Below are 24,188 nucleotides of genomic sequence, written 5' to 3'. Positions count from 1 at the left end.
CAAAGGTTTATTGCTTTTGTGTAAAACGAAAAATGATTGAAACAAGTAGAGATAAAAACTAAAACATTCTACTTACAAGGAAACAGCCATGAAATTACAAAAAATTACCATGTTGTCGTTAGCGATATTAACACTTGCTGCCTGTGACGATGGGGTGGATAGCTCTGGCAATACAGAAACATTCGACAAGTTTTTGGCATCGATTGAATATCAAGATGCCAATTTGAAAGCCTGTGTGGAAAGTTCGATAGAAGAACAAGATGTCAAAACTTCAGCAGAGTTAACTAGCTTAGTATGTACTGACGCAATTGAAAGCGTTACTGGTTTAGCCAACTTCAAAGAGTTGGTTTCGATAGATTTAACTGAATCAGGACTTAGTTGTGCATTGCTAGATACCTTTGACCAACAGCTTGCTGCAGATGCTGCAGCGTTGGGTGATGATACTCCGGCGGTTACAGTACAACCTGAATCTTGTTTCTATAACGGATTAATTTTTACCGATTCGGAGTTCAGAGGATGTGTTGTAGAACAGTTTGCAACCAATGGTTGGTCGTCGGTGGAAGAAGTAACCACATTAACCTGTAATAACCAACTAATTGTCAATATGGATGGCGTAGAGATATTCACCAATTTAACTGATCTTGATATCACCAATACTTCAATCAATTGCGCTGACACAGCAGCTTATGTCGCTGCTAATGAAGGTGTTACTGTGGCAAGTCCATCGGTATGTATTATTGCCAATATCGATATGAGTGAAGACGTTGCAGCTTGTATTGAAGGGCAGACGCCGCCATCGGGTCTTGTGGTTGATTTTAAACAGTTAACCTGTAGCTCTCCTGAGTTTACTGATGTTAAAGGTTTGGAAAAACTGACCTCTCTTACAGATCTAGTGTTATCGGACACTAATGTTGATTGCTATGATAACCGTGACTTTGAAGAACAATTGTTAGATACCATTAATTATTCGGGTCCAAGTTCATGTATTATTACCGAAACTTCGACTTTCGATCAGATTTTACGTGAGTCAGGCGATCCTTCTGATCCAATATTTACTGATCCATTATTGCAGGAATGTTTCGATGATAGAGTGGCGGAAGGTGCTTGGACTATGGTTGGCCAGGTTACTTCATTAAACTGTGGTTCAGCAGACTATAAATATATTGAGTCACTTCAAGGTGTCGAAAACTTTGCTTGGTTAACAACGCTTTATACTAATAAGCCGTCATTACCATCTGCTGAAGGATTCGAATACATCGCAGATTTGGAATTATTAATCGATATCAATATTCAATATTCAGATACGTTAAAGGCTGCTGGTGATGAAACGTTACAGTATTTAATTAATAATGTGAGTCAGTTACAAAAACTCAATATCAATGGCTACAAAGGCTTAGACTACGCGACTATCAAGAACTTTGATAATCCTGAAGTTGAAGGTGATGGATTAGTATTTTTAAAACTTATGGGTAGTGCCTTAGATGATGCTGCTTTAGTTGAAATCGCAACGGCGTCTACGTTAGAAGAGTTATACATTGGTAATAACCCGAATATCACTTCAATCCTAGCGTTTAAAGATATGCCAAATCTAACGGTACTTGATATTAACCATAAGAATACGGCCAACATTAAATGTTCAGATATTGATACGTTAACGTCAAACGGCATTACCGTGATCACCGGTGTGTTTACGTGTGTTCCTTAAACGCGACACCACTACAGCAAACATTAGTGACTAAATTGCCTTAAGTCATTAAAGGTGCCAAGTAAAAATCCAAGAGCATGCTCTTGGATTTTTTGTTTTTAAACGAATATAAATTAGCTTTATTTAGCTTTATTTAGCTTTATTTAGCTTTATTTAGCTTTATTTAGTTTTGTTTAGCTTATTCAACGTTTATCTACTCATCGATACAACATTCACTTTGAAGAAATGCTATTACCGAAAGTAGTTTTTCATATTCCACTACACAATAAAGAATCCTGCCTTCACGACGTTGGCTAATAAGTCCTGCCGACGCTAAACCGGAAATATGGTGTGACAAAGTCGATCCTGGAATAGCTAATTCTTCTTGTACAACACCAACGGCTAGTCCTTGTTTACCTGATTTTACTAGGCGTTTAAAAATTGCTAAACGAGTAGGGTGGCCTAATTCTTTTAGGGCTTTAGCGATAATATCGATATCCATAATGTATTCTCCATTTAGTTTATATTTCGATATTACTAGAAATATATTGACAGTACCACTATTATCTATATAATTCGACAAATCTAGAAATATAGAGATATTAATTGTGACTATTACCAATGAAATGATTTTCAACGCATTAGATATGTTTGTCTTTTTGGCGGTTGAATTAACCTTACTGTTTTTACTTATTAGCTATTTAGTCGGAGTGCTACAAGAGTATATACCGCCAAGTAAAATACAAAGCATATTGAGTTCTAAGAATGGTAAAGGATATATCATAGCGGGCTTCTTAGGCGCTATCACACCATTTTGCTCATGTTCCACCATTCCTTTTTTAAAGGGCTTACTAAGGGCTAAAGCTGGCTTTGGTACTATGATGGTATTTTTATTTGCAAGCCCATTGCTTAATCCAATCATTATTGGCTTGTTTGCTGTGACATTTGGCCTAAAAGTAACCGCTTTTTATTTCGTTATTGCAATGGGAGTATCCGTAATCGCCGGTTTTTTGTTAGAGAAATTAGACTTTGAAAAATACATTAAGGCTGAAGCATACATTGAACCTAAAAGCAGTGGCTGTGCTGCAACCTGCGGTAAAACTGGCAAAACAATAAGTAAGTGGAGACGAATATGGCATACAACGTGGGCTGACTTTAAGAAAGTTTTGCCTTACTTAATTGGAGGTATCGCTGTTGGTTCATTGATATATGGTTTTATGCCTACTGAATTTGTCGCAAGTATTGCCAGCGATGATAACCCTTTTGCAATTCCTGTCGCTGCGGTAATTGGTATTCCACTATATATCAGAGCTGAAGCGGTGATTCCATTAAGCGCAGCATTAGCTGCAAAGGGAATGGGATTAGGCGCAGTAATGGCGCTAATTATAGGTAGTGCCGGCGCTAGTCTAACTGAAGTGGTTTTATTGAAATCTATTTTTAAAAACCAAATGATAATTGCTTTCCTAACGGTGATCTTATCGATGGCTATTGCAGCAGGCTTTTTATATCAATTTATCTTTTAAACTTAAAACACGTCACTGTTCGGTGACGTGTTTTTGTCGTCTATTAAGAGGTAATTCTCATTCTACTTGTTCAAATGGTGTATCAAAAACTCGATGTCATCTGCAAAACCCGCTTTGTTTTTAGGATACTTAAGATGAGTCTCCACACCTTTTGCTTTGAGCTCTTTTTCAAGAGCTAATCCAAAATTCACATGATGGGTAACCCAGCCCTTTAATTTCCTTTTATTTTTATTAGGTATAGGCTCGCCTGGACTGCTGGAAAACGATAAAAATGTTGGCGGATCGTCAGCGCTAATATGATTAATAATAGAAAGTTCCTTAATTAATTTAGACTGTTCAGGATTGTGTTTTGGTTCGCCATCGGATTGCCAAAATTGCTTATGAAATGATTTAAGATATCCTGGTATATTTTCATGCCACCAACTTAGATCAATGGTGGATTGAACGGCTCTTGGCGCTACCGCGATTAAGCGTGTTGATTCACGGGATATAGGATCATCGCTTTTTACATCGGCAAAATCGTCATGCCAAGCTAAGTAAGCGACGAGTTGACCTCCGGCTGAGCCGCCGTATGCGGCTATTTTATTCTTATTAATACCCCATTCTTTAGCTTTACTACGAATAAACTGTAAAGCACGAATTACATCTTCATGTTGAGCAGGGAAGTTAGCATGTTTCAAGAAGCGATATTCAATTGAGATATGATGGATTCCAGCATCTAAAAAGCGTTTAACTTTACGAGGGTTTACTTTGTCATGAGAGCCCCCAGTAAAACCTCCGCCATGAATATAAATCACTAACGGTGCCAATGAATCAACGTCAGCTTTGCGAAAATCTAAGATTTGATTTTTATGCTCACCATAGCTTACATTTTCAAGAGTAATGGATGAGTTGGAAGATTGTTTATTGTTCGCTAGAGCATTGCTACTTATCAAGTAAACAATGAACAATAATAGATGCCAAGATTGGGTAAGGTTATTAGCTTTCATGATATCGGTCTTCGCTGTTGAATTATACTTAGTATTACTTAATGAAATAATATTTAAACCATATAAAAAAAGGTGCTAATAAGCACCTTTTTATTTAATTTTAATTCGTACTACTTATAAAAACGTCGACGAATAAATGCTGGTACAAGTAACGCGATTAACCACCATGTAGCACCGCCATCATCACCTTCTGGGTAAATTTCACCATCATTGTCCGCAGCAATTGCATCTAAACTAATTGATGCGGTTGCCGAAACAACGTGAGTTGGACGATTCAAATCAGTTGCTGTTGCTGTCAACTCAATAACACTTCCAGCTTGATAATCCTTGCGATTGATACTGAATTCTCTGCCGTTAGCTTCAGATTCATCTAACAAGTATTCAACGCCATCAATAGTCATTGTCCAAAGGTAAGAGAATGAATCCGCTTCTGCGTCTTGAGCACCTAATACAAGAGTACCATCTTCATCAAGGTAACCAATTGAGAATGTTGTGTTATCAGCGTCAACTTCAGTGGTTACAATGTTTACTTCTGGTAAGCGGTTAGTCACTAACTGCCATGTCTTCATCGCTGAATCTTTACCGTCTGAAACAGTTAATACAACCGTTAATTCAGTACCTGGTGCATAATCAGCATTGCTAATAGAGATATCTGCTGAATTAGAACCTACAACTTCACCATTGATTTCCCATTGGTAAGTAATAGTATCTTCTTCGTCGAAATCAAATACATCAGCGGTTAAACTCAATGTATCTGCAAAGTTGTCTGCCACTGGCTCTGAATCAGCAATTTGTGGAATAAAATTAAGCTTCTCGCCAGGCATAGAAATAACAGTTTGTTTTGCAATTGATTCTGCTGTTGTTACTGCAGTAACAGTAATAGGAACTTGGAATCCAGGTGGGTAATCTGCTGCATTTAGCATAATGCTATTACCACTTTCTGAAAGTTCGGTTTCTTCAGCAGTAAATGTACCATCTTCAGCGATATCTGTAGTAAATACATTCCAACGATAAGTTAGATTGTCATCATCGCCATCGACTGCGTTTGCAGTAATTGTATAAGTACCGTTACTTTCCTTAACCTCTAACTCGCTTAAAAATAATGGTGTGAAGTCGTCATCAATTGCGTTGGCGATTAAATCATTATCATGATCGTCATCGTAAGCATCCCAAATCTCATCGTCATCAAGATCAGTGCCCGCATCGCCTAATGGCGTATCGTCTAAGCCATCTTTGATATCGTCGTTATCATCATCGCTATCAATAGCATCGATCATAACTTCAGTATCCGTCGCTGCGTCAGCATCACCACCTTCAGCAAAATTAACTTCTAATTCATCAATCCATAATGTTACAGGACCAGCTGCTTTAGTTTTAAATACTAAATTAGGTGCAATAGATTTAACCGCACCGGCTAATAATGATTGTGACTCAACATAAAGCCAACCATTGTTTTCTTCCATAGCGTAAACTTCAACAAGTTTAAGCTTATTCTCATCTGAGTTTTGATTTGCATAGTAGCCAGGGAATGCACCGCCAGAAATACTTTCATCATGGTATTTAACCGCAATTCTTAAAAATATACGGTCAAGAACATCTAATGCTTCGCGTTCTAGAGAGTCTTCAATTTTAATCCAGCCACCAATGCGGAATGCTTTAGCGTCTTTCTCTTCAGCTATTTCTAATAGAGGGCCTTCATAACGATTCTCAGCCGCATCAGAAACAATTTTGAATGCCGCGGTGGTTTCGCCATCTCGACCTATCGTTTGGTCAATAGTCGAATTTGCAGTATGAGACCACCCTGTGGTGTTAGCTTCAGCATCAAAGCCTACGGCTGATAATAAATTTGTAGTAGGTTGGCTAAACATATTTAGATCATCGTATTCATCAACATCGTTATCCCAACCATCGCTATCAGGGTCTGTAGGGATACTGCCTGCATCGTTTGGATTACTGCCGCCCATGATTTCTTCTTCGTTTTTGAAACCATCTTCATCATTATCGTAATCGACAGGTACAGCTGTTAAGCCACACGTTTGAGTACCTTCTAGTTCAGGTGAAGCAGGAGCATCGCCATCAAGCTCAACTAAACAAGCATCGGCTAAATCATCATTATCAGCATCTAAATGCGCTTCTTTTTCATCTGGGAAAGCATCAATAATATAATCAGATGCATCTAAACAGACTTGATCACAGCTATCGTTGATATCATTTAGGCTATCAGGGTAAGTATCGCCATCAGTATCTAAACTAACAGCTGGGTCTTCTGGGTAATCATCAGCACCATTTTCAATTGAACCAGAGCTTAATAGCGAATTGGTAACACCATCGCCATCAACATCGATTGGCGTTTTGTTGGGGTCTTTTGGATCGCTGCCTTCTTCAATTTCAACAGTGTTAAGATATTCATCTCCATCGTTATTAGCATTTTCTGGGGTAATACTAGCGTCAGTATGATCACTAAATACAGCTTTCTCTGCTTCATCAGAGAATCCATCACCATCTTCATCCGCCTCATCACTCACAGGTGTATAATTAGCAAAATCAACGTCAGAAAACATTATTACGTTGTCGATTAAAACTTCATTGCCATCTTCTGTTGCCATAAAGAATGCGATATCACCAGTAAAAGGAACATCAAAGTTGACATTGCCCGTCAAATCAAACTCCGCACTAAGTGTCTCCCAATCGCCGACAGCAGTTGGCGCTTCGATATTTAAATATGCAAATTTTGTTGGGTCTGTTTTCTTAGGGATTTTAATTCGTAGTCGGTCGGCTCTACTGCCCCCAGCTGCTAAAACTTTGATATCTGCCTTTAAATAAAGTTTAGTTACTCCAGTTACACTAACAAATTCAGGATCAGATTTGCGTGTACCTTTGGCAAGTTTTGAATTTAGCGAGTAATTACTACCATCACCTGTATCTGTACTTCGAGAATAGTTTACAAAGCCCCACATATAATCGATGTCACTATTACATAGAGAATCTGGGTCAGCGGTAAAATCAGTATTATCTGAATCGATATCTCTAACACAAGTTTCTACTGTGCCGTTGTGGAGCAAGTTTAAACCGCTTTCTGATTTATGACTCATGACCGTTGAACCGGTTAATTCAGGAAAGTTTGGATCTTCAGCTGCTAAGGCTGTCATTGGTAATGCAAAAGCAACAGTCATCGCCTTCGCTAAATTTGTTAGTTTAACAGTAGTTGGTTTTTTAGGTGTCATTAGGTTCCCCATAACTTGTCATTCTACTCTGCCCTTTCTATATTTTTATCGCAAAGTAATAAAATTTATCTGTATATTAATCTACCACATTTGACATCGTTATCAAGCTTTAACTTTACAAAACTTTACATATTTACAAGTGGTTAATAAAAAACCAACAAATACATAGCATTTGTTGGTTTTGATTAACTTATTTTTAGCATTTGGCTGGTTAATTTTACGAAGGAAAATTTACAGCTAAATGTTTAATATTTATTGATATTGAAAACTCGTGGTTAATTTAATATCTGTATGAGAAGCACCAATATGAACATCAAATTGACCCGCTTCAGCTAACCAATCGTTAGTATTAATATCCCAGAATGATAAGTCACGCTGTTTTAAGGTCATGCTAACGGTTTTAGTTTCACCAGGTTGTAAATGAACTTTACCAAAGCCTTTTAACTCTTTAGCCGGACGTTCAACACTTGCTTCTACATCGTTTAAGTAAAGCTGTACGATTTCGCTACCCGCAACTTTACCTGTATTGGTAACATTTACGTTTACAGTAAGCTCTTCGCCAGCTGAAATAGATGAAGAAGATAATTCAACATTGTCATAGCTGAATGTAGTGTAAGATAAACCGTGTCCGAATGGGAAGATTGGCTTAATGCTTTGCTGTTCAAACCAACGGTAACCAATAAATACACCTTCTTTGTAGAAAGACTCTTTTGAGTTGTAATCATTTAGCGCAATTGCAGCAGTGTCTTCTAACGCAACAGGTAAAGTGATTGGCATTTTACCGCTTGGGTTAATGTCACCAAATAGCGCGTCCGCGTATGCGTGACCACCTTCCATGCCGCCGTACCAGCCCCACATAATTGCTTTAGCGTTATCTACCCATGGCATTTCTACCGCAGATCCTGCATTTAAGAAAATTACTGTATCTGGATTAGCAGCAAGTAATGTTTCGATTACTTCATCTTGTCCGTTAGGTAATTTCATGTTCACACGGTCTTGAGATTCACGGTCATCTGCATGACTTAAGCCACCAAAGTAGATTACTGCATCAGCAGATTTCGCGGCTGCTACGTATTCTTCTTTAGTACTAAATAGACTGCTTGGAGCGTCCCAGCCTAAAATAAAGCTTTTGTTGCCGTCGTATTGCAGTTCAAACTTGTACTCTTTATCAGTGCTTAGCTCAAGAGGGTAGTTAAATTCTTTACCATCAGTACTTGAATGCTCTAGTACTTTTTTACCATTAACTTTTAATCTGAAATCACCAACAACGCTTAGTTTTAACGTATGAACACCAGACTCTAAAGGCTTGATAGTGGTCTTCATGGTAACATGTTCCATCACAGAATCAGCAGGTGCAGTATACCCTGAGTCAGGAACCCATGCCCAATGCTTCCAATTTTTACGTTCTTTTTCTTTCCAATCAGATTGTTGCCAAGCTGGTGTACCTGTACCTGGATTACTTCTAATAATGTAATCGCCGGCAATAGCTGGAATACCAGTTTCAGGGCGAGTACGTAAGAAAGTAATATTTACATTGTCGCCAAGCTTTTCTTGTAAACCTTCAATAGGGCTTACTTCGTAAAGTGATTTAACTTGTGATGAACCACCACCTTTACCGTGTTCTCTGTCGGTATTTGGCCCTAGTACTAAAATATTCTTCACTTCATCTTTGTTTAGAGGAAGAATTCCTTCGTTTTTCAGTAATACGATACCTTCTTCTGCAATTTTACGTGCTGCTTCTCTATGCTCAGGAATATTACGTTGTCCAGATAAACGGCTTTTATCCATCATACCAATACGTAATTGTATTCTAAGAATTCGACGGACTTTATCGTCTAAAACAGATACAGGGATTTTACCCTCTTTAAGCATCTTTAAGAATGGCTTAGCAAGTTTATAATCATCATAGCTTTCAGCGCGGGTACCCATTTCGATGTCTAAGCCGTTCATAGCTGCATCGTATGTATTAATGTTTACGTCCCAATCGGTAAGTAAAATACCGTCAAAGCCCCATTCACCTTTCAAAATATCGTTAACTAGGTATTTGCTTTGGTTTGCGTTTGTACCGCGGAAGCTATTGTATGCACCCATAATCGTGTATACGCCTGCTTCTTTAACACCTGCTTCAAATACAGGTAAGTATACTTCGCGCAACGTACGCTCATCAGGAATAGCATCTACTTTTTGACGGTTTAACTCTTGAGTGTTTAGGGCGTAATGTTTTAAATTAGCTGCCACATCGTTTGCTTGAATTGCTTTGATTTCAGGAATCACCATTACTGATGCTAAATATGGGTCTTCACCGAAGTATTCGAAGTTACGACCATAAGTTGGCAATCGTGCTAAGTTAACTCCAGGTCCTAAAATCACATCTTTGCGACGATGTCTCGCTTCGGCGCCTAGTACATTACCATGTAATGTTGACATTTCAGGGTTCCAACTTGCTGCAACTGTCGTTAAAGGCGGAAGGTAAGTCGACTGATCATCAGTCCAACCCGCTGATTTCCAACTATCACGTGATACTTCTTGACGTACCCCATGAGGGCCATCTGACATCCACATTTCATGGATGCCCAAGCGTTCTATAGAAGCAATAGCAAATTTACTGTTCGCATGAACTAGAGAAACTTTTTCTTCTAATGTTAATTGGGAAAGTAAGCTCTCTACCTTTTCTTCAACACCAGCAAGGCGAGTTTCTAATGGCGATTGAGCAGCTGCTTGTTGTTCAGTAGAGCCTGATTTTACTTCAATGCAGGCGGCTGTACTTGCACTGAGTAATGCCGCAGCGATTATTTTTAGTTTATGGTTCATTGGTATTCCTAAAACTGCTGAAATTAATAGTTGTTGGCGATGTTAATTTGTTTAAGTAACTTTGTACTTAATTCTGTAACAACGCTTGTGTATTCTTTTTGCTCAGAGACATTGACTAATTCTTCTTGATCATTTTCGTGATCAAATAGCATGCGAGCGATAACTTTATCTTTCTTATTACGCCACTCGGTATAGTGGTAGCGATTGGTTCTAATAGTGTCTGAATTTTTCCATCGAGTGAAAACTTCGCCTTTACCTTTGCTGCCTTTAACTGTTAATTGCGGTACTAAGCTAATACCGTCGACTTGTTCTACTGCTGGTAAATTGGCAAGTTCTGCTAACGTAGGATAGATATCCACTGACTCAACTACGCCTTCAACTTGATTATTCTTTAATAATTGTGGAGCATTGAAAATTAGCGGTATTTGATTAGCAACATTGTAAGCGGAATGTTTTGCCCACAAGCCATGTTCACCTAAACTCCAGCCATGATCACCCCACAAAACTATAATGGTATTTTCATCTAGCTTTAATTCTTTTAGCTTATTAACCATTACTCCCACTAATGCGTCTGAATAACTTGTTGCAGCAAAATAGCCATGAACTAATTCTTTTGCCAGTTCTTTAGGCATAGGGCCCTTTTTAGGCATACCATAATAGCTACGCAGTTCACCCCAAGTATGGTTCGACTCCTTCGGTGCATTTTTCGCTAATGCATCGCTGCTAGCAACCGGTAGTTGCTCGCGATTATACATATCCCAATATTTTTGTGGAGCATTAAACGGTAAATGTGGCTTTTTTAACCCTACAGCAAGGAAGAATGGTTGCTTATTTTCGTTAAACATTTCCAATTCTTGGGTGGCTCGCTTTGCAATTTGGCCATTAAAATAAGCAAAATCATCAACATTTGTATTTTCGAATGCCGGACCTTTTTTATTGTCATCAAATATTTTATTCGCGTTATCCGATAGATAATTCATGCGAATTTTTAGATTGGCCTTTTGGTTATTTTTTCCTTTCAGTTTTAGCGCTTCATCAGGGCGCCAATTGGTATTCCAGCCGTCTTTTTTGTCAAATTGGTTATTAAACACTTTCCCTAAACTGACCGTGGTGTAGCCGTTGTTTTTGAAATGTTGGGCAAGACTAATTGCATCCGGAGTATCAACATCTGCGGGACTAAAGGCGAGAAATCTATTTTTGCTGCCTCGAATGCCTGTCATCAAGCTTGCTCGTGATGCACCGCATACTGGGATATTGCTATAGGCTCTATTGAATGCGACGCCTGTACTGGCAAGGCTATCTATATTTGGCGTTTTAGGGCCCTGTTCAGCATAAGGTCCATAGGTCACTCTCATATCATCTATCATGATAAATAAAACGTTAGGCTGTGATTTATTTGCTAACGCACTGCTCATCGTTAGTATTATTGAACAAGTAGACAACGCTAATGCAGTTAAAAATTTCATAGGATTCTCTATATATATTTTTGCTAAGCTTACTATTTATGATAACGGTGTCAATTTAATTTGTCATAATCTTAAGTAAAGGTTTTGTAAAGCTTAGTTACGGTTAGCTTGATTTACGGTAGCTTGCGAATTATAGCTTGTAAAATATCGTTATAAATTAGCTGTTTGTGTCAATTATGCGATTTAATTATTTGAATTAACTGGTCGGCTAACATTTGTGCCCCTGCTACACCTAGATGCACGGGATCTTTTGGACTGTCTTGTCTTAAATTATCAATCGAGGTGATCGAGTCGCCTTTTATTACTTCAATATTGCGATCGCCCGCGTCTATTCTTGCGCTTACTACATTTATCACCGCTTGACGATATGCATCCAATGGCTGACTTACGTGTTTCGCTTTTTTTGATTTAGTAAACAGTGGCGTTATACAGTAAATTTTTGTTTCAGGGTGATTACTACGAATTATCTCTAACATATTCTCTAGGTTTTGCTGATATTGTTTAACATCGGCTTTTGGTGAATTCCAATCGTTATAACCAATGAGCAAGGTAATGAGCTCTATTTCATCAAATTCTGCCAGCATGTTAGCGGTAGGAATTGATGTTTTTCCGCCACCGACAGCAAGATTAAAGAGTTCTAAGTCGAGATGTTGAGAAACAATGTAAGGGTAGGTTAAGTGCGTTGCTGAGCCTTGTCCAACACCGTGAGTAATTGAATCCCCCATTGCCACATATTTTGCTTGGCGAGGTGATTTGATTGTCAATAATTTGCTATTGTCGTCTAAACTAATCGACTGCAACGCTACATTAGACCAACTTGGAAGTGTTAATCGGTACTCTTTATATTTTGAATTTTTGCTCTGATAACTGAGCTTTAAGGTTTTATCTTTACGTTGAAACTTGAACGTTTTAACTAGTTTGTTATTTTCGTAAAGCGCGAATTCAGAGCCTCTATTTTCTTTCTCAATAATGATAAATTCGAAGTTAATTTCTGAGCTGTTGGTCGCTAGATTAATTGCAATTCCCGATGTTGTTTGCGCTTTAATCGGGTTAAACCCAAGCTGTACATTAGGCAAAGCTAAGATTTTTTTGCTGTGACGAGTAAAACTTACTTGGTTGTCTTGCTGATAAATGTAGCTAGCACCTAGAAATCGAATTTTATCATCATTTAGGTTTACTTGTTGAGCTGCATTCGACGGGCTTGAAGTAACAACAGCAAGCACTATCATCGACGATAATAGTAGCTTAAGTTGTTTTGATATATTGGTTGATTTAAGCATTTGACCGATTAATTACCATGCTTGATGGTTGTTTCCAAGCTTTCTTGCCAACCATAGCGAATGGCTTTAGTGGTAACTATATCGCCAGATTTTATGATGAACGGCTCAGTATATATTTGCCACTTGCCGTTATTAATTTTATAGCCAATTGACGCACCTAAGTTGCTATTAGCGATAGTCACCAAGTCTTTACTAATCGAAACCGTTGGTTTAGGTGTTTGAGGCTGTTTACCTTGAGGCCAAAATAGTTGTGCTTGGTCTATCTCTTTAAGCTTGCTGTAATCTTTTACTTTGTGCTGCCAATTGGTTAACGCACTGCGCATTTGTTCTAATTGCGATTTAAATTTTGGATTGTCAGCTAAGTTATTAACTTCATCAGGGTCATTAATGATGTCGTAAAGCTCTTCGCTCGGTCTTGGCATAAACCAAAACTGCTGTGCTTCATTCATTTCACCATTTTCAAGAGCGCGCCATAAATCGCCCATAATAGGCAATTGTTCACGATACCCTAACTTAACGCCACCAGGCTTATTCGGAAGGTAGTTGCGCAGATATTTATATTGGCTACTTCTTGCCGCTCTTTCATAAAAAGGGAATTCATCCAATCTGTCTTTTGAGGCAAAGATATACTCACGTTGAGGTAACGATTGATCAACTAATAATGCACTACCTTGCATATACTCAGGGACTTTAATATTTGCCATCGCTAAAATAGAAGGTGCAATGTCAACAAAGCTGATTAACTGTTCATTGATGGCATGAGGTTTCATACCTTGCGGACGGTACTTTTCTGGCCAATGCACCACCAAAGGAACTTTGATGCCACTGTCGTAAATTTCTCGCTTACTGCGAGGTAAACCATCACCGTGATCTGTTGTCCAAATCACAATGGTATTTTCTGCCAATCCTTGTGCTTTTAATTTGTCTAAAATTGCGCCGACCTGGCGATCCATCGCGGATACATTGTTATAAACTTGAGCTATGGCTTGGCGCACAATTGGAGTATCAGGGTAGTAAGCTGGCACCGATACTTGCTCAGGCTTGACGATTTGTTTGACGATACCTTTTTCAACGTTTTTGGCTATTTTTTCAGGAAATAATGCACTTTCATGGCTGATGTTAAAATGATACATACCGAAGAATGGTTGATTTGGTTTTCGTCCGTTCCAGCTTGGTTTAGAGCCTTCATAATCCCAAATTGTAAAAGGGCCAGAGTTAGCAGCAATCTCACTGAATTGATAATCTAGCTTTGAAGAGACATAAGTGTAGTAACCTTTTCGACGTAATAATTCGGGAAATGCTTTTACATTTTCATCCGGTACAGCACGATAAGATGATTCTTTAAAATCTCTTGTACGCATATGCTGACCACCAACACTCGCTTGATGCATACCAGTAATTAACCCTGTTCTACTAGGTGCGCAAACGCCTGCGGTGGTAAAAGAGTTTGGATACAAAATACTGTGTTGCGCTAAAGCATCAATATTTGGTGTGATGGCGACGTTATCACCAAATGCCTTTACGCGAGCACTCATATCTTCTGCTACGAGTAGTACGATATTGGGTCTGTCTTGCTCAGCTAATCCACTGTTACTGAATAATACTACTGAACTAATAACTAAATAACTAAATAACTTCATGGGCTAATATTCTTCTTGGTATTGCACTACAAGGACTTGCAGATTCTCTTAACACTAAATCACATTCGAGTATCGAAGGCAATTTCTCATAATCTAGGGATTTGATTTTATTGATTAGTTTCTTTGTTGCAAGCTTACCGAGTTGATAAATCGGTTGTTTTACTGTTGTAATTGCGGGCCATACTTGTTGAGAAACCGAGGTATCATCATATCCAGCAATTGTCAGCATTGCTGGTACTGAAATGTTTAATTGCTTAGAAACCTTCAGTACGCCTGCGGCCATACAATCATTACTGGCAAAGATTGCGGTCGGTTTTATAGGTTGAGAAAGCAGTTGTCGTGCGCAGTACTCACCAGACTCAAAAGTGAAATAACCTTGCTTAATGAACTGTTCATTAGCATTAATCCCGTATTCATTGAGAGCTTGTTTATAACCTAATAAGCGTTTATGGGTATCTGAATGATCAGGGTGACCTTTAATAAAGGCAATGTCGGTATGACCTAATGAAATCAAATGCCTGGTCATATCATACGCAGCTTTTTGGTCATCGCTACCGACAAATGGTGAATTACTTTCGCTGTTTAAAGGCGAAATTCTTGTATAAGGAATATTTTTTGATTCAAGCAGTTCAATGATTTGTTGGTTGTCACTTAATGGTAAAGTCAATATCACACCATCTTGTGGTGACCCCTCTAAAAATGAGGTTACCATTTCAATCAGGTTTTCGCTGGTATGGTCACATGGTAATATTTGTAAGTTATAACCATCTTCATGACCTTGATCTAAAATCCCTTTCTGCACTTCTAAAATGTAGTCAGGATTTGGATTAGAATAAATCAAAGTAAGTATAAAAGATTTATTACCTCTTAAACCACGAGCTTGCGGGTTCGGCTTAAAATTTAACTCCTTAACCGCCGCATTTACTCGCTCTTGCATAGCAATGCGAACATTAGGTTCGTTATTTAAGACTCGAGATACAGTCTTAACCGATACATTAGCTAAACTTGCGACATCCCGAATTGTAATTTTGCTATTCAATTTTAGCATTCCTATGTTTATAATTTTTATATGATTGCAATTAGGGTCAATAAACCTTCAGTTATAGCAACTGAGCATCAATATGCATCAAAATAGATAACGTTGTCAATTATTGTTCTAAATTAGAAAATTGTATTGATTTACACGAAAAAACTCCGTTATAGTGCTACCCTCTAAAATTAATAGTTCTATTTTGATTGACCGTTAATCAGAAAATAAGGTTGTTTATGTCCTCCTCGCTAAAAAAAAGCAAAGTTGATAATAATGATGAAGCTTGCCTAAGTTCAAACTTCACGTTAGTTATTTTGACGTCGCTATTTTTTATGTGGGGGCTAGTGGCATGTTTAAATGACATCTTAATTCCGCATTTAAAAAACGTATTCGATCTGAATTATACCCAGGCTATGTTAGTACAGTTTTGCTTTTTTAGTGCCTACTTTATCGTTTCAGTGCCTGCTGGAAATATTGTAAAAAAAATAGGTTATAAGTCAGGGATAATCACTGGTTTATGTATTGCAGGAATAGGTTGTCTAACCTTTTATCCTGCGGCGACAACGCAGTCATATTCTATTTTTTTACTTGCGCTATTTATTCTCGCTTCTGGTATAACATTTTTACAAGTTTCGGCTAATCCATATGTCACCTTACTTGGCCCAGTTAAAACCGCCTCAAGTCGATTAACGTTGACGCAGGCATTTAATGCTCTAGGTACTACAATTGCACCTTTTATAGGAGGTGCGTTTATTTTGGCGTCAGTAGCGCTTGGTGTGGAAGAAATTGCCAAACTGCCAGTGGTAGAGCAAACTGCAATAAAAGCGCAGCAGGCAAATTCGGTAAAGGATCCTTATTTAATCATTGCTGCTATTCTATTCGTTTTAGCATTTATCTTTGTCGCTCTAAAACTGCCTAATTTACATCGAAGTGATACTAGCGATAACGCTAACGAAGAAGTAAAAAAATTATCATTATTTAAAACACCACACCTTTTGTTAGGTGCGACTGGCATATTTTTATATGTTGGTGCAGAAGTTGCCATTGGCAGTCTAATTATAAATTTCTTAGCTCAAGATAATATTGTCGGCTTTAGTGAAGTAAAAGCTGCGAACTACGTTGCCTATTATTGGGGGGGAGCCATGGTTGGGCGGTTTATTGGTGCGGCGATTATGCGCTATATAGATGCTAGTAAGATTTTAACTTTTAACGCATTGATGGCGGCTGCTCTTGTATTAACAGCAGTTATTGCTCAAGGCCATATTGCTATGTGGGCTATTTTAGCGGTGGGCTTATTTAATTCAATTATGTTCCCTACAATATTTACCTTGGGAATTAAAGACTTGGGAAATAACACCAGTAAAGGTTCGGGTATTATGTGCCTTGCCATCGCTGGAGGAGCTATAGTACCAATGATCCAAGGCGTATTTGCTGACCTTATTGGCATTCAGTTAGCATTTATCGTCCCAGTATTTTGTTATATATATATCGTATTTTATGGCGTGAAAGGAGCGAGCATAAGGCTCGGGTAATTCAATGATTAAAGCTTTAACAATGAAAAAAAGTTTGTCTGTAATGTGTCTTGGTTTTGCGCTTAGTTGCATGCAGATTGGCGTTAGTAGTGCAACTGATGAAGTGGAAATAAAATCTCCCGATGGCAGACGATTAAAAGACATTGCCGCCGATAAGTACCCAGAGAATTTTTATATAGGCGCGACCATTCAATATAACGAATTATTTGGGCCAAAGGGAAAATTACTTAATAGTGAATTTAGTTATATAACACCTGCCAATATCTATAAGCAGTCACACATCCATTCTGCTCCTGGCAAATGGCGTTGGGAAAAGCCAGATAATTGGATTGCTATCGCAAAAGAGAATAATCAGTTAGTTCGTATCCATGGGCCAATCAGTCCACAAGTATCTCGTTGGGCAAAAAGTGATGATAGAACAGCGTTAGAATTAGAAGCCAATTTAATTGAGTTTATGCAAGCTTTAGCGGCTCGTTATAACAATGAACCACACGTTAAATGGTTTGACGTCGTTAATGAAACAATTACCGAAGAAGGGACGTGGTTCGGTCCTAAACCTGGAGTCACTGAATGGGAAAATCCATGGACTAAAATGGGTTTCATCACTGACAATATACCAAAACAATTTCCACTGCTAAATAAACTTGGTGTGCCGAAATACATTGTACGCTCGTTTATTGAAGCTAATAAATACGCGCCAAATTTAAAAATGGTAATTAACCAACATCGCATGACGACACCGGAATCTATCGCGTTAATGAAAGAGTTGGTGATGTATCTTCGTTACTTAGGATTGCGAGTAGATGCAATTGGCTGGCAAGCCCATTTTAGGGAAGAGTATGTTAAGTTTTCTGACCCTAAAAGCAAAGAATTGGAAACATTTGACCAATTAATAAAATGGTCTCACGCCAATAACTTTGAATTTCATGTGACCGAAAACAATATTCACCTGAAGAAAAACGCAGCATATAACGAAGAGCTTGTTGCTCAGTCGTATGCCAACCTTATACAAATATTATTGAATAATAGAAAGACGGGTGTTGTATCTTGGAATGCTTGGACCATCACTGATGGTCCGCATTTTCGCAATAAAACCACTATTACAACCGGCCTTTGGGATGAACATTATCAACCAAGAAAAGCTTATTACGAAGTTCAAAAAGTGTTAGAGAATAGTAAGTAGCTAAAACTATAATTATGAAATTTATCCCAATAAAAGCAACATCGATATGTGCTTTATCATTAGTCGCTTGTGGTTCATTAAGCATGAGCCATGCGAAAGAAGTCACAAGATCAACGACAGTTATTAAGTCGGATCATTATTCATTAACTAATCACCTTTATAATCAAGGTAGTGTGATGAGTTATGATGAAAACGCAGTGCAAGAGCTAGGATCCGCGTTTACCATAGACTATATTGACCCAGGTGGTTCAGGTATGGATGCCTATGTGCAGGGCACAGTAGGTGGTGTTAAAGCGGGTGGAAAATGGCTTCCGGGCAGTGCATCGTTGACTGGCATGCCCGTTAAGATCGCAAATTTAAATCACAGTTTACGATTGCAGTGGAAAACATTTCAACAAAATGCCGGAGACAGCAATGACAAATGGTGGGCAACCATTAACGTTATTTTTGACGCAGGTGAAAAAAACCTTGAACCGGTTGATGCCGACCGTGATTTTGACTTGGTCATACAGCTTGAAAGTTACCAACAAGTGGACTTATCCGATAAAGTTAAAGCAGATAATAAGTCTTATTGGTGGTTTGCTCGCAATGAAGATCGCACAATAAAGCCTTTTTCATTAACGGTAGATGGCGCAGAATATCAATGGGCTGTGCGTTACAAGTTTTTCCAAAATAGCGGTGATAATGATAATAAAGTTCACATTAAATTTATTCCTATTGACCACACCCAAGTTGCCCCTTATCTCGACCATTCATTAAAGTTGTTTATTGATATCTCAAAAGACTATTTAAACTTTTTAGATTTGCCTAATGAAGAAGACACTCTTGCTAAAAGGAAAGTAGCTGAACCTGACTTATGGATAAAATCAGTTCGAGCAGGTTATGAAGTATATAGTGGCGAATTTACCGTTGGTAGCGAATATTTTAAAACTGAAATAGATATTACTGCACCGAATAAACCAGAAAGCGTAGCGGTTGAATTAGTTGAAGACAAATTAGAACTGTCTTGGAATATAGACGATAGCGATTCTATAGAGTTTTATCGGTTATATCGTTCAATTGACGGAGCAGCGTTTGAACTTATAAACGGTAAAGTTTATTCAAACCGTTATACTGATCAAATGGATGACTTAGTTAGCAATTATGAATATTATGTTGTTGCAGTAGATAGATCGTTTAACGAATCAACTGATTCAGATATCGCAACACATTCTAACGTACCATCTGAACCAGAACAGGAACCAGAACAGGAACCAGAACAGGAACCAGAAACTGCGACAGATGAAGAAAAAAGCGAAAGCAGTGGCGGTGCAATTTATATGTTATGGCTGGCTTTAGTCGCTCTTGTTCGCAATAAAAGTCGTGATTAAGCCTGCGATAGTCGATATTAACCAAATTAATCAGTTTAATTTAGTTACTTTCCTAATGACATAAAAAAAGCCAGTGAAAACACTGGCTTTTTCCGTTCAATTCTAATTTATTTTCTTTGTAAGCTAGCTGACACACGGCGCCAGTTTAACCCTATCAAAGCCAATGAGAATATTAATAATGTACTCGGCTCAGGAACTGGTTGTGAAGTCCCACTGCCACCTTCACTTGCGTTTACATAAACAGCATCTAACAAGTTACCAACGGTACCAGAACCTGGTTGAATAGAAGAAAAACGAATTGTCGCTTCAGTTCCTACAACTTTAAAACTGCTATTTACTTGTTCCCACTGTGTTGTAGTGTGATCATCCAGTAATAAATTCACGCTGCTTTCTGAACCAATAATTTCAAATCGAAATGATTCACTAGTATTACTTCTTGCTCTATAGGCAAAACCGAAGTCATAAATATCACCGTCAGTTAAACCTGTAAGTGTTTGCTCTAAGACCCATTGAGTACCATTGTATGGATGAGCATTCAATTCAGCATGTTGTTCACCGCTAAATGCTTCAACACCAGGAAATAATGAATCCCAAATTTCAACATTATCACCAGACCAGCCAACTGCACCTGCAGCAAACCATTGCCAAGAGCCATCTTGAACATCCACATCTTCAAAGTCACCATTTTCGACTAGACTGACCAAGGTTGCATTTGCAACAAAGCTTAGGCCAAATATTAAAGAGAAAAGAAACCCTTTAACTGTAAACTTATTCATAAATTTATCCTTTTAATTCTCAACAATCACATTTATTGAATTTGCAAGTAGTAATGCAAGGCATGTGCCAGTTTTTAAATTGTTGTTTTTTAAAGGAAATATTGTTTACTTTGTTTGGGGTTGTAAATAATTCTGACAGTTAAACGGAAAGTAAAATTGAATATGGCCCACCCGGCAGGAGTCGAACCTGCGGCCTCGCCCTCCGGAGGGGCGCGTTACAGATTAAAATCAACTTATCAATCAATTGGTTATGTTGCCAATTTATGGTTGTGACTGAAAAGTGACAGAAAAGTGACTTCTCTAGCCTAACTAAACCTTATAATTACCAATATTGAATAAACTTTCCTGATTATAATCCTTATACCTTTAGAAGTTCTTAAAGAGATTAGTTTTATAATCATTTCCGGAAATTACAGTAGTGAGTTTAATTCAACTTTACTTGAGTAATAGTCAATTGTTTCATATCAGAGTTCTTGTAGACTATCCGTGTGTTCAAATTTTAACCATTATGGTTTGGATGTTACATTCGCCAAAATTTAGCTGTATGGCAAAAATAATCAATACAAGAATAAAGGCTTTATTATGAAAATAAATAAACTTCGGAAAAGTGCTGCTTTTGTTATTTTTTGCGGACTAAGCAGTCTCTGTAGTGCTCAATCTATAGACCCCTCAGATGAAAATATTCAATATACTGGTCGCTGGAATTTTGATAACCCTTCAGCACCAAAAGTTACTTGGCATGGTTCCAAACTCTTATTTAGATTCAGCGGAACTAGTGCAAGTGTTGATATTGATGCAGGAACACGCAGTCCTTATGGTGTTGAATGGAAAGAGCAGTATAGGGTAGTAATCGATGGCGTGCCTAGTGATGACTTAATTTATATGGATCCAGGCCGCGCTACTTATACACTTGCTAATAATTTGCCTCTAGGTGAACACACTATTGAGTTGTTTAAAGAGACTACTTATTCTTATAAGTCAGCTAGTACTATTTATGGTATCGATGTTGATGGAACGTTGCTTGCTCCTCCGGCTCGACCAAACCTTCGAATAGAGTTTTTTGGTGATTCGAATATGGATGGCACTTCTAATTACAGTGAACAAGATTCGGGCGATTCAGGTGGTTACTATGCCTATCCGGCCATGGCGAGTCGAATGTTAAATGCAGAAATGAATTTACAAGCGGTAGGAGGGGCTACCCTTGATAAATCAGGGCAGGGTGGAGATAATGATGTTCGCTCATTTATCTTTTCTGAAGACTATATAAATCAAGATATTAATTATAGAAGTGGATTTGACCCTCATGTAATTGTTGTTAATGCTGGTGCGAATGACGTTGGCGCTGGTAAAGAAGAAATAAAAAACAGATATAAAGATGTTATTACTGACTTACGTTCGGTTTATGGCAACACACCTCATATCGTATTAATGAATGCATACGGCTGGGATTTAAATGAACCAGCTAATTATAGTCATGAAGTAGTCTCTGAAGTTGGTGGAAATTTATCGGCTTTAAAATACCCCTGGATGTGGGAACAATTTCACGGTTCGATGTGGGATCACAGTGGGCAAGCACATATGTTAGCACAGCATATAGCTTCACTTAATCCATTATGGTCGATTCAAAGCAATAATGAAATTGTAAATGCTTTTACTAATAATGGAGATGTGGCAAACGGGAGTTTTGAATATGTTGCTCCATTTGGTGGTTACGGATGGCGTTATTATGACGATCCTGGTGTGGAGCGAGTATACGATCCTGCAGGTGCTGCAGATGGTAATTATTATCTGCGTCTTTCTGCGGATAATCAATCACGAGGGGTTCATCAGGCGACTGATGCAACAGGAGATTTAATACCGGGAGCAACACAAGGTGGTGAAACTTATACTTTGACTGCTAAATTACGTGGTACATCACCCGGTGCAAAAGCAAAATTTGAAACACACTTCCAAGGGCAAGAGCTTTGGACCCACAAAACTGAAGATGGTAGCCCATACCCATATCAAGTCACTAGTATAGATGTAACAACACAATGGCAAGAATATACACATACATTTTCTGCAAGCGCAGGGGTTTGGCAGTTGTATAATTATCTATATGCAACACAAGGCTCTGTAGAATTTGATGATATTGTATTAACGGTCAACAATGTTTCACCTCCACAAAATCAACAGCCCACTGCGAGCTTTACCGTAAGTTCGAATAATTTAACGGCTAACTTTACGAGCACAAGCTCTGACAGCGATGGTAATATTGAAAGTCACTATTGGGATTTTGGTGATGGTAATAACTCGGATGTTGAAAACCCTAGCTACAGCTATGCATCTCCAGGGAGTTATACTGTTGAATTGACTGTAACCGATAATGAAGGAAGCTCTGATAGTTCAAGTCAAGTTGTGGCTGTATCAGAGACTACTGGTAACGAAGTTACTATGGATATTTGGTCAGCCTCCTTAAATAGGAAAGGTCGTTTAACTGTGCAACTTAATTGGAGTAATGCATTAGGCAACAATGTGGAGATAGTAAGAAATGGAAGTGTGATTGCTACTACCGCAAATGATGGCACCTTTAAGGATGTTTCATCTAATATGGCAAGTGGCACTTATACATATCAAGTCTGTGAACTAGGTGGTGGGAGTTGTTCGGCTGAGCAGTCAGTGAACTTATAAAACAACCTTACTTTTACTTAAGCCGGTATTTTAAAAATATCGGCTTTTTAGTTTCTTAAACGGTTTATCCAATTACTAGCGAGTGCTAACCATTGATCTGTACCATCTTCAATATTACCTGCACCAAATCCATGCCCACCGGTTGGGAATAAATGAATTTCAACAGGAATATTTTTGCTATGTAAGGCTTGTGCATACAAAGTTGACTCTAAATAGTGGCATATTTCATCATCCATTGCATGAACTAGAAAAGCAGGGGGAGTATGAGGGGATATTCGTTTTAATAAAGTGTTTTCAGCAATTTCTTGAGAAGTGAGTGGTCGATGATACAAGCTGTCTTGCAACCATTTTTTATTTTCATTATTTAAACGAGTCACACCATATATTAATAATGAAAAATTTGGATTTTCTTCCGCTACTTGCGATAAATTTACACTCGCAACCGTTGCTAGATGACTGCCTGCAGAAAACCCCATAACACCAATATTATTAGGATTTATTTTTAGCTCTTGATGTTGTTCTCTCAGTAATGACAAAGCTTTTCTGAGATCTGTTATAGGAACTAGCTCAGGTTTAGTTGCTGATAGAGGATTAGGTAAACGATACTTTAACACAGCCGCGAGTATCCCTTTAGATGATAATATTTTCGCTATTTCATATCCTTCATGATAAATCGCTTCTGTTTGATAACCCCCTCCGGGTAAAATCAACACTGCGGCACCATTTGAGGCCGTAGTTGGTTTAAAAATAGTTAAAGTAGGGTTTACAACCTGATAGATACAGGTTGCTCCCCAACAGTCAGCTTCATATTCCTTTAGTTCATTTGGCTTGCTATAGGGCATTTTCTCTGTGCCATATAAACTAATTTCTTGATGCGCAGCAGATACAAATATTGCAGAAAAGCTAAAGAACGCAACAAGCGAAATATATCGAAGAACTAAAGCTACTCCATTCATTGAAAAACGTAGAGCTTTTATCACATAATATGTCATGCATTGTCCCTCTGACTA

General features: G+C 38.2%; 16 protein-coding genes. 6 read left to right on the top strand and 10 right to left on the bottom strand.

The genetic code is table 11. The features are described 5' to 3' along the window. Positions 1–88: 88 nt before the first annotated feature. Positions 89–1,705 carry a leucine-rich repeat domain-containing protein gene (locus LT090_RS15595; RefSeq protein WP_068544465.1) on the top strand — a complete coding sequence of 539 codons (1,617 nt, stop codon included), beginning with the start codon at positions 89–91 and terminating at the stop codon, positions 1,703–1,705. Positions 1,706–1,898: 193 nt separating this feature from the next. Here the strand turns inward: LT090_RS15595 and LT090_RS15590 are convergent, their stop codons facing one another. Continuing rightward, positions 1,899–2,186: an ArsR/SmtB family transcription factor gene (locus tag LT090_RS15590; protein ID WP_068544464.1), complete on the bottom strand. Its 288-nt coding sequence runs from the start codon at positions 2,184–2,186 to the stop codon at positions 1,899–1,901. Between the two features lie 124 nt (positions 2,187–2,310). Between LT090_RS15590 and LT090_RS15585 the strand changes: the two genes are divergently transcribed. Continuing rightward, complete coding sequence (locus tag LT090_RS15585; protein ID WP_082897023.1) at positions 2,311–3,207, top strand: permease; 897 nt, start codon at positions 2,311–2,313, stop codon at positions 3,205–3,207. A gap of 62 nt (positions 3,208–3,269) precedes the next feature. Here the strand turns inward: LT090_RS15585 and LT090_RS15580 are convergent, their stop codons facing one another. The 7 genes from LT090_RS15580 to LT090_RS15550 all read right to left on the bottom strand — a co-directional run bounded on the left by LT090_RS15580 (position 3,270) and on the right by LT090_RS15550 (position 15,656). Beyond that, positions 3,270–4,196 carry an alpha/beta hydrolase gene (locus LT090_RS15580; protein WP_068544462.1) on the bottom strand — a complete coding sequence of 309 codons (927 nt, stop codon included), beginning with the start codon at positions 4,194–4,196 and terminating at the stop codon, positions 3,270–3,272. Positions 4,197–4,306: 110 nt separating this feature from the next. After that, positions 4,307–7,420, bottom strand: coding sequence for a hypothetical protein (locus LT090_RS15575; RefSeq protein ID WP_068544461.1), 3,114 nt, complete (start codon positions 7,418–7,420; stop codon positions 4,307–4,309). A gap of 252 nt (positions 7,421–7,672) precedes the next feature. Continuing rightward, a complete protein-coding gene (locus tag LT090_RS15570) occupies positions 7,673–10,231 on the bottom strand; it encodes a beta-glucosidase (RefSeq protein ID WP_068544460.1) in 2,559 nt (852 codons plus the stop codon). 23 nt (positions 10,232–10,254) lie between these two features. Further along, entirely contained in the window at positions 10,255–11,697 is a 1,443-nt protein-coding gene (locus LT090_RS15565) for a sulfatase (protein ID WP_068544459.1), read from the bottom strand. Between the two features lie 170 nt (positions 11,698–11,867). Continuing rightward, on the bottom strand, positions 11,868–12,977 hold the full coding sequence (locus LT090_RS15560) for an SGNH/GDSL hydrolase family protein (RefSeq protein WP_068544458.1): 1,110 nt from the start codon (positions 12,975–12,977) through the stop codon (positions 11,868–11,870). 8 nt (positions 12,978–12,985) lie between these two features. Further along, entirely contained in the window at positions 12,986–14,617 is a 1,632-nt protein-coding gene (locus LT090_RS15555) for a sulfatase family protein (RefSeq protein WP_068544457.1), read from the bottom strand. Further along, positions 14,604–15,656, bottom strand: coding sequence for a LacI family DNA-binding transcriptional regulator (locus LT090_RS15550; RefSeq protein ID WP_226996496.1), 1,053 nt, complete (start codon positions 15,654–15,656; stop codon positions 14,604–14,606). Before LT090_RS15550 ends, LT090_RS15555 begins: the two co-directional genes overlap by 14 nt. A gap of 227 nt (positions 15,657–15,883) precedes the next feature. Here LT090_RS15550 and fucP point away from each other — a divergent pair, with 227 nt between their 5' ends. The 3 genes from fucP to LT090_RS15535 are packed head-to-tail and all read left to right on the top strand — an operon-like array spanning position 15,884 to position 19,732. Further along, positions 15,884–17,179: an L-fucose:H+ symporter permease gene (gene fucP / locus LT090_RS15545; protein ID WP_068544455.1), complete on the top strand. Its 1,296-nt coding sequence runs from the start codon at positions 15,884–15,886 to the stop codon at positions 17,177–17,179. A 4-nt stretch (positions 17,180–17,183) separates the two neighbouring features. Continuing rightward, the gene (locus LT090_RS15540; RefSeq protein WP_068544454.1) at positions 17,184–18,362 is read left to right on the top strand and encodes an endo-1,4-beta-xylanase; all 1,179 of its coding nucleotides are present in this window, start codon (positions 17,184–17,186) and stop codon (positions 18,360–18,362) included. 14 nt (positions 18,363–18,376) lie between these two features. Next, the gene (locus LT090_RS15535; protein WP_068544453.1) at positions 18,377–19,732 is read left to right on the top strand and encodes a hypothetical protein; all 1,356 of its coding nucleotides are present in this window, start codon (positions 18,377–18,379) and stop codon (positions 19,730–19,732) included. Positions 19,733–19,839: 107 nt separating this feature from the next. Here LT090_RS15535 and LT090_RS15530 read toward each other — a convergent pair whose 3' ends face one another. Further along, positions 19,840–20,508, bottom strand: a complete 669-nt coding sequence (locus LT090_RS15530) for a PEP-CTERM sorting domain-containing protein (protein WP_068544452.1) — start codon at positions 20,506–20,508, stop codon at positions 19,840–19,842. Positions 20,509–21,090: 582 nt separating this feature from the next. Here LT090_RS15530 and LT090_RS15525 point away from each other — a divergent pair. Further along, complete coding sequence (locus LT090_RS15525; RefSeq protein WP_068544451.1) at positions 21,091–23,178, top strand: PKD domain-containing protein; 2,088 nt, start codon at positions 21,091–21,093, stop codon at positions 23,176–23,178. Positions 23,179–23,225: 47 nt separating this feature from the next. On the opposite strand, the gene LT090_RS15520 is transcribed toward LT090_RS15525, so the two are convergent. Continuing rightward, complete coding sequence (locus LT090_RS15520) at positions 23,226–24,170, bottom strand: alpha/beta hydrolase (protein ID WP_068544450.1); 945 nt, start codon at positions 24,168–24,170, stop codon at positions 23,226–23,228. Positions 24,171–24,188: the final 18 nt, after the last annotated feature.

The organism is Thalassotalea crassostreae (assembly GCF_001831495.1).
GTDB classification, from domain to species: Bacteria; Pseudomonadota; Gammaproteobacteria; order Enterobacterales; family Alteromonadaceae; genus Thalassotalea_A; species Thalassotalea_A crassostreae.
This window is presented reverse-complemented; position numbering and strand designations above follow the sequence as displayed.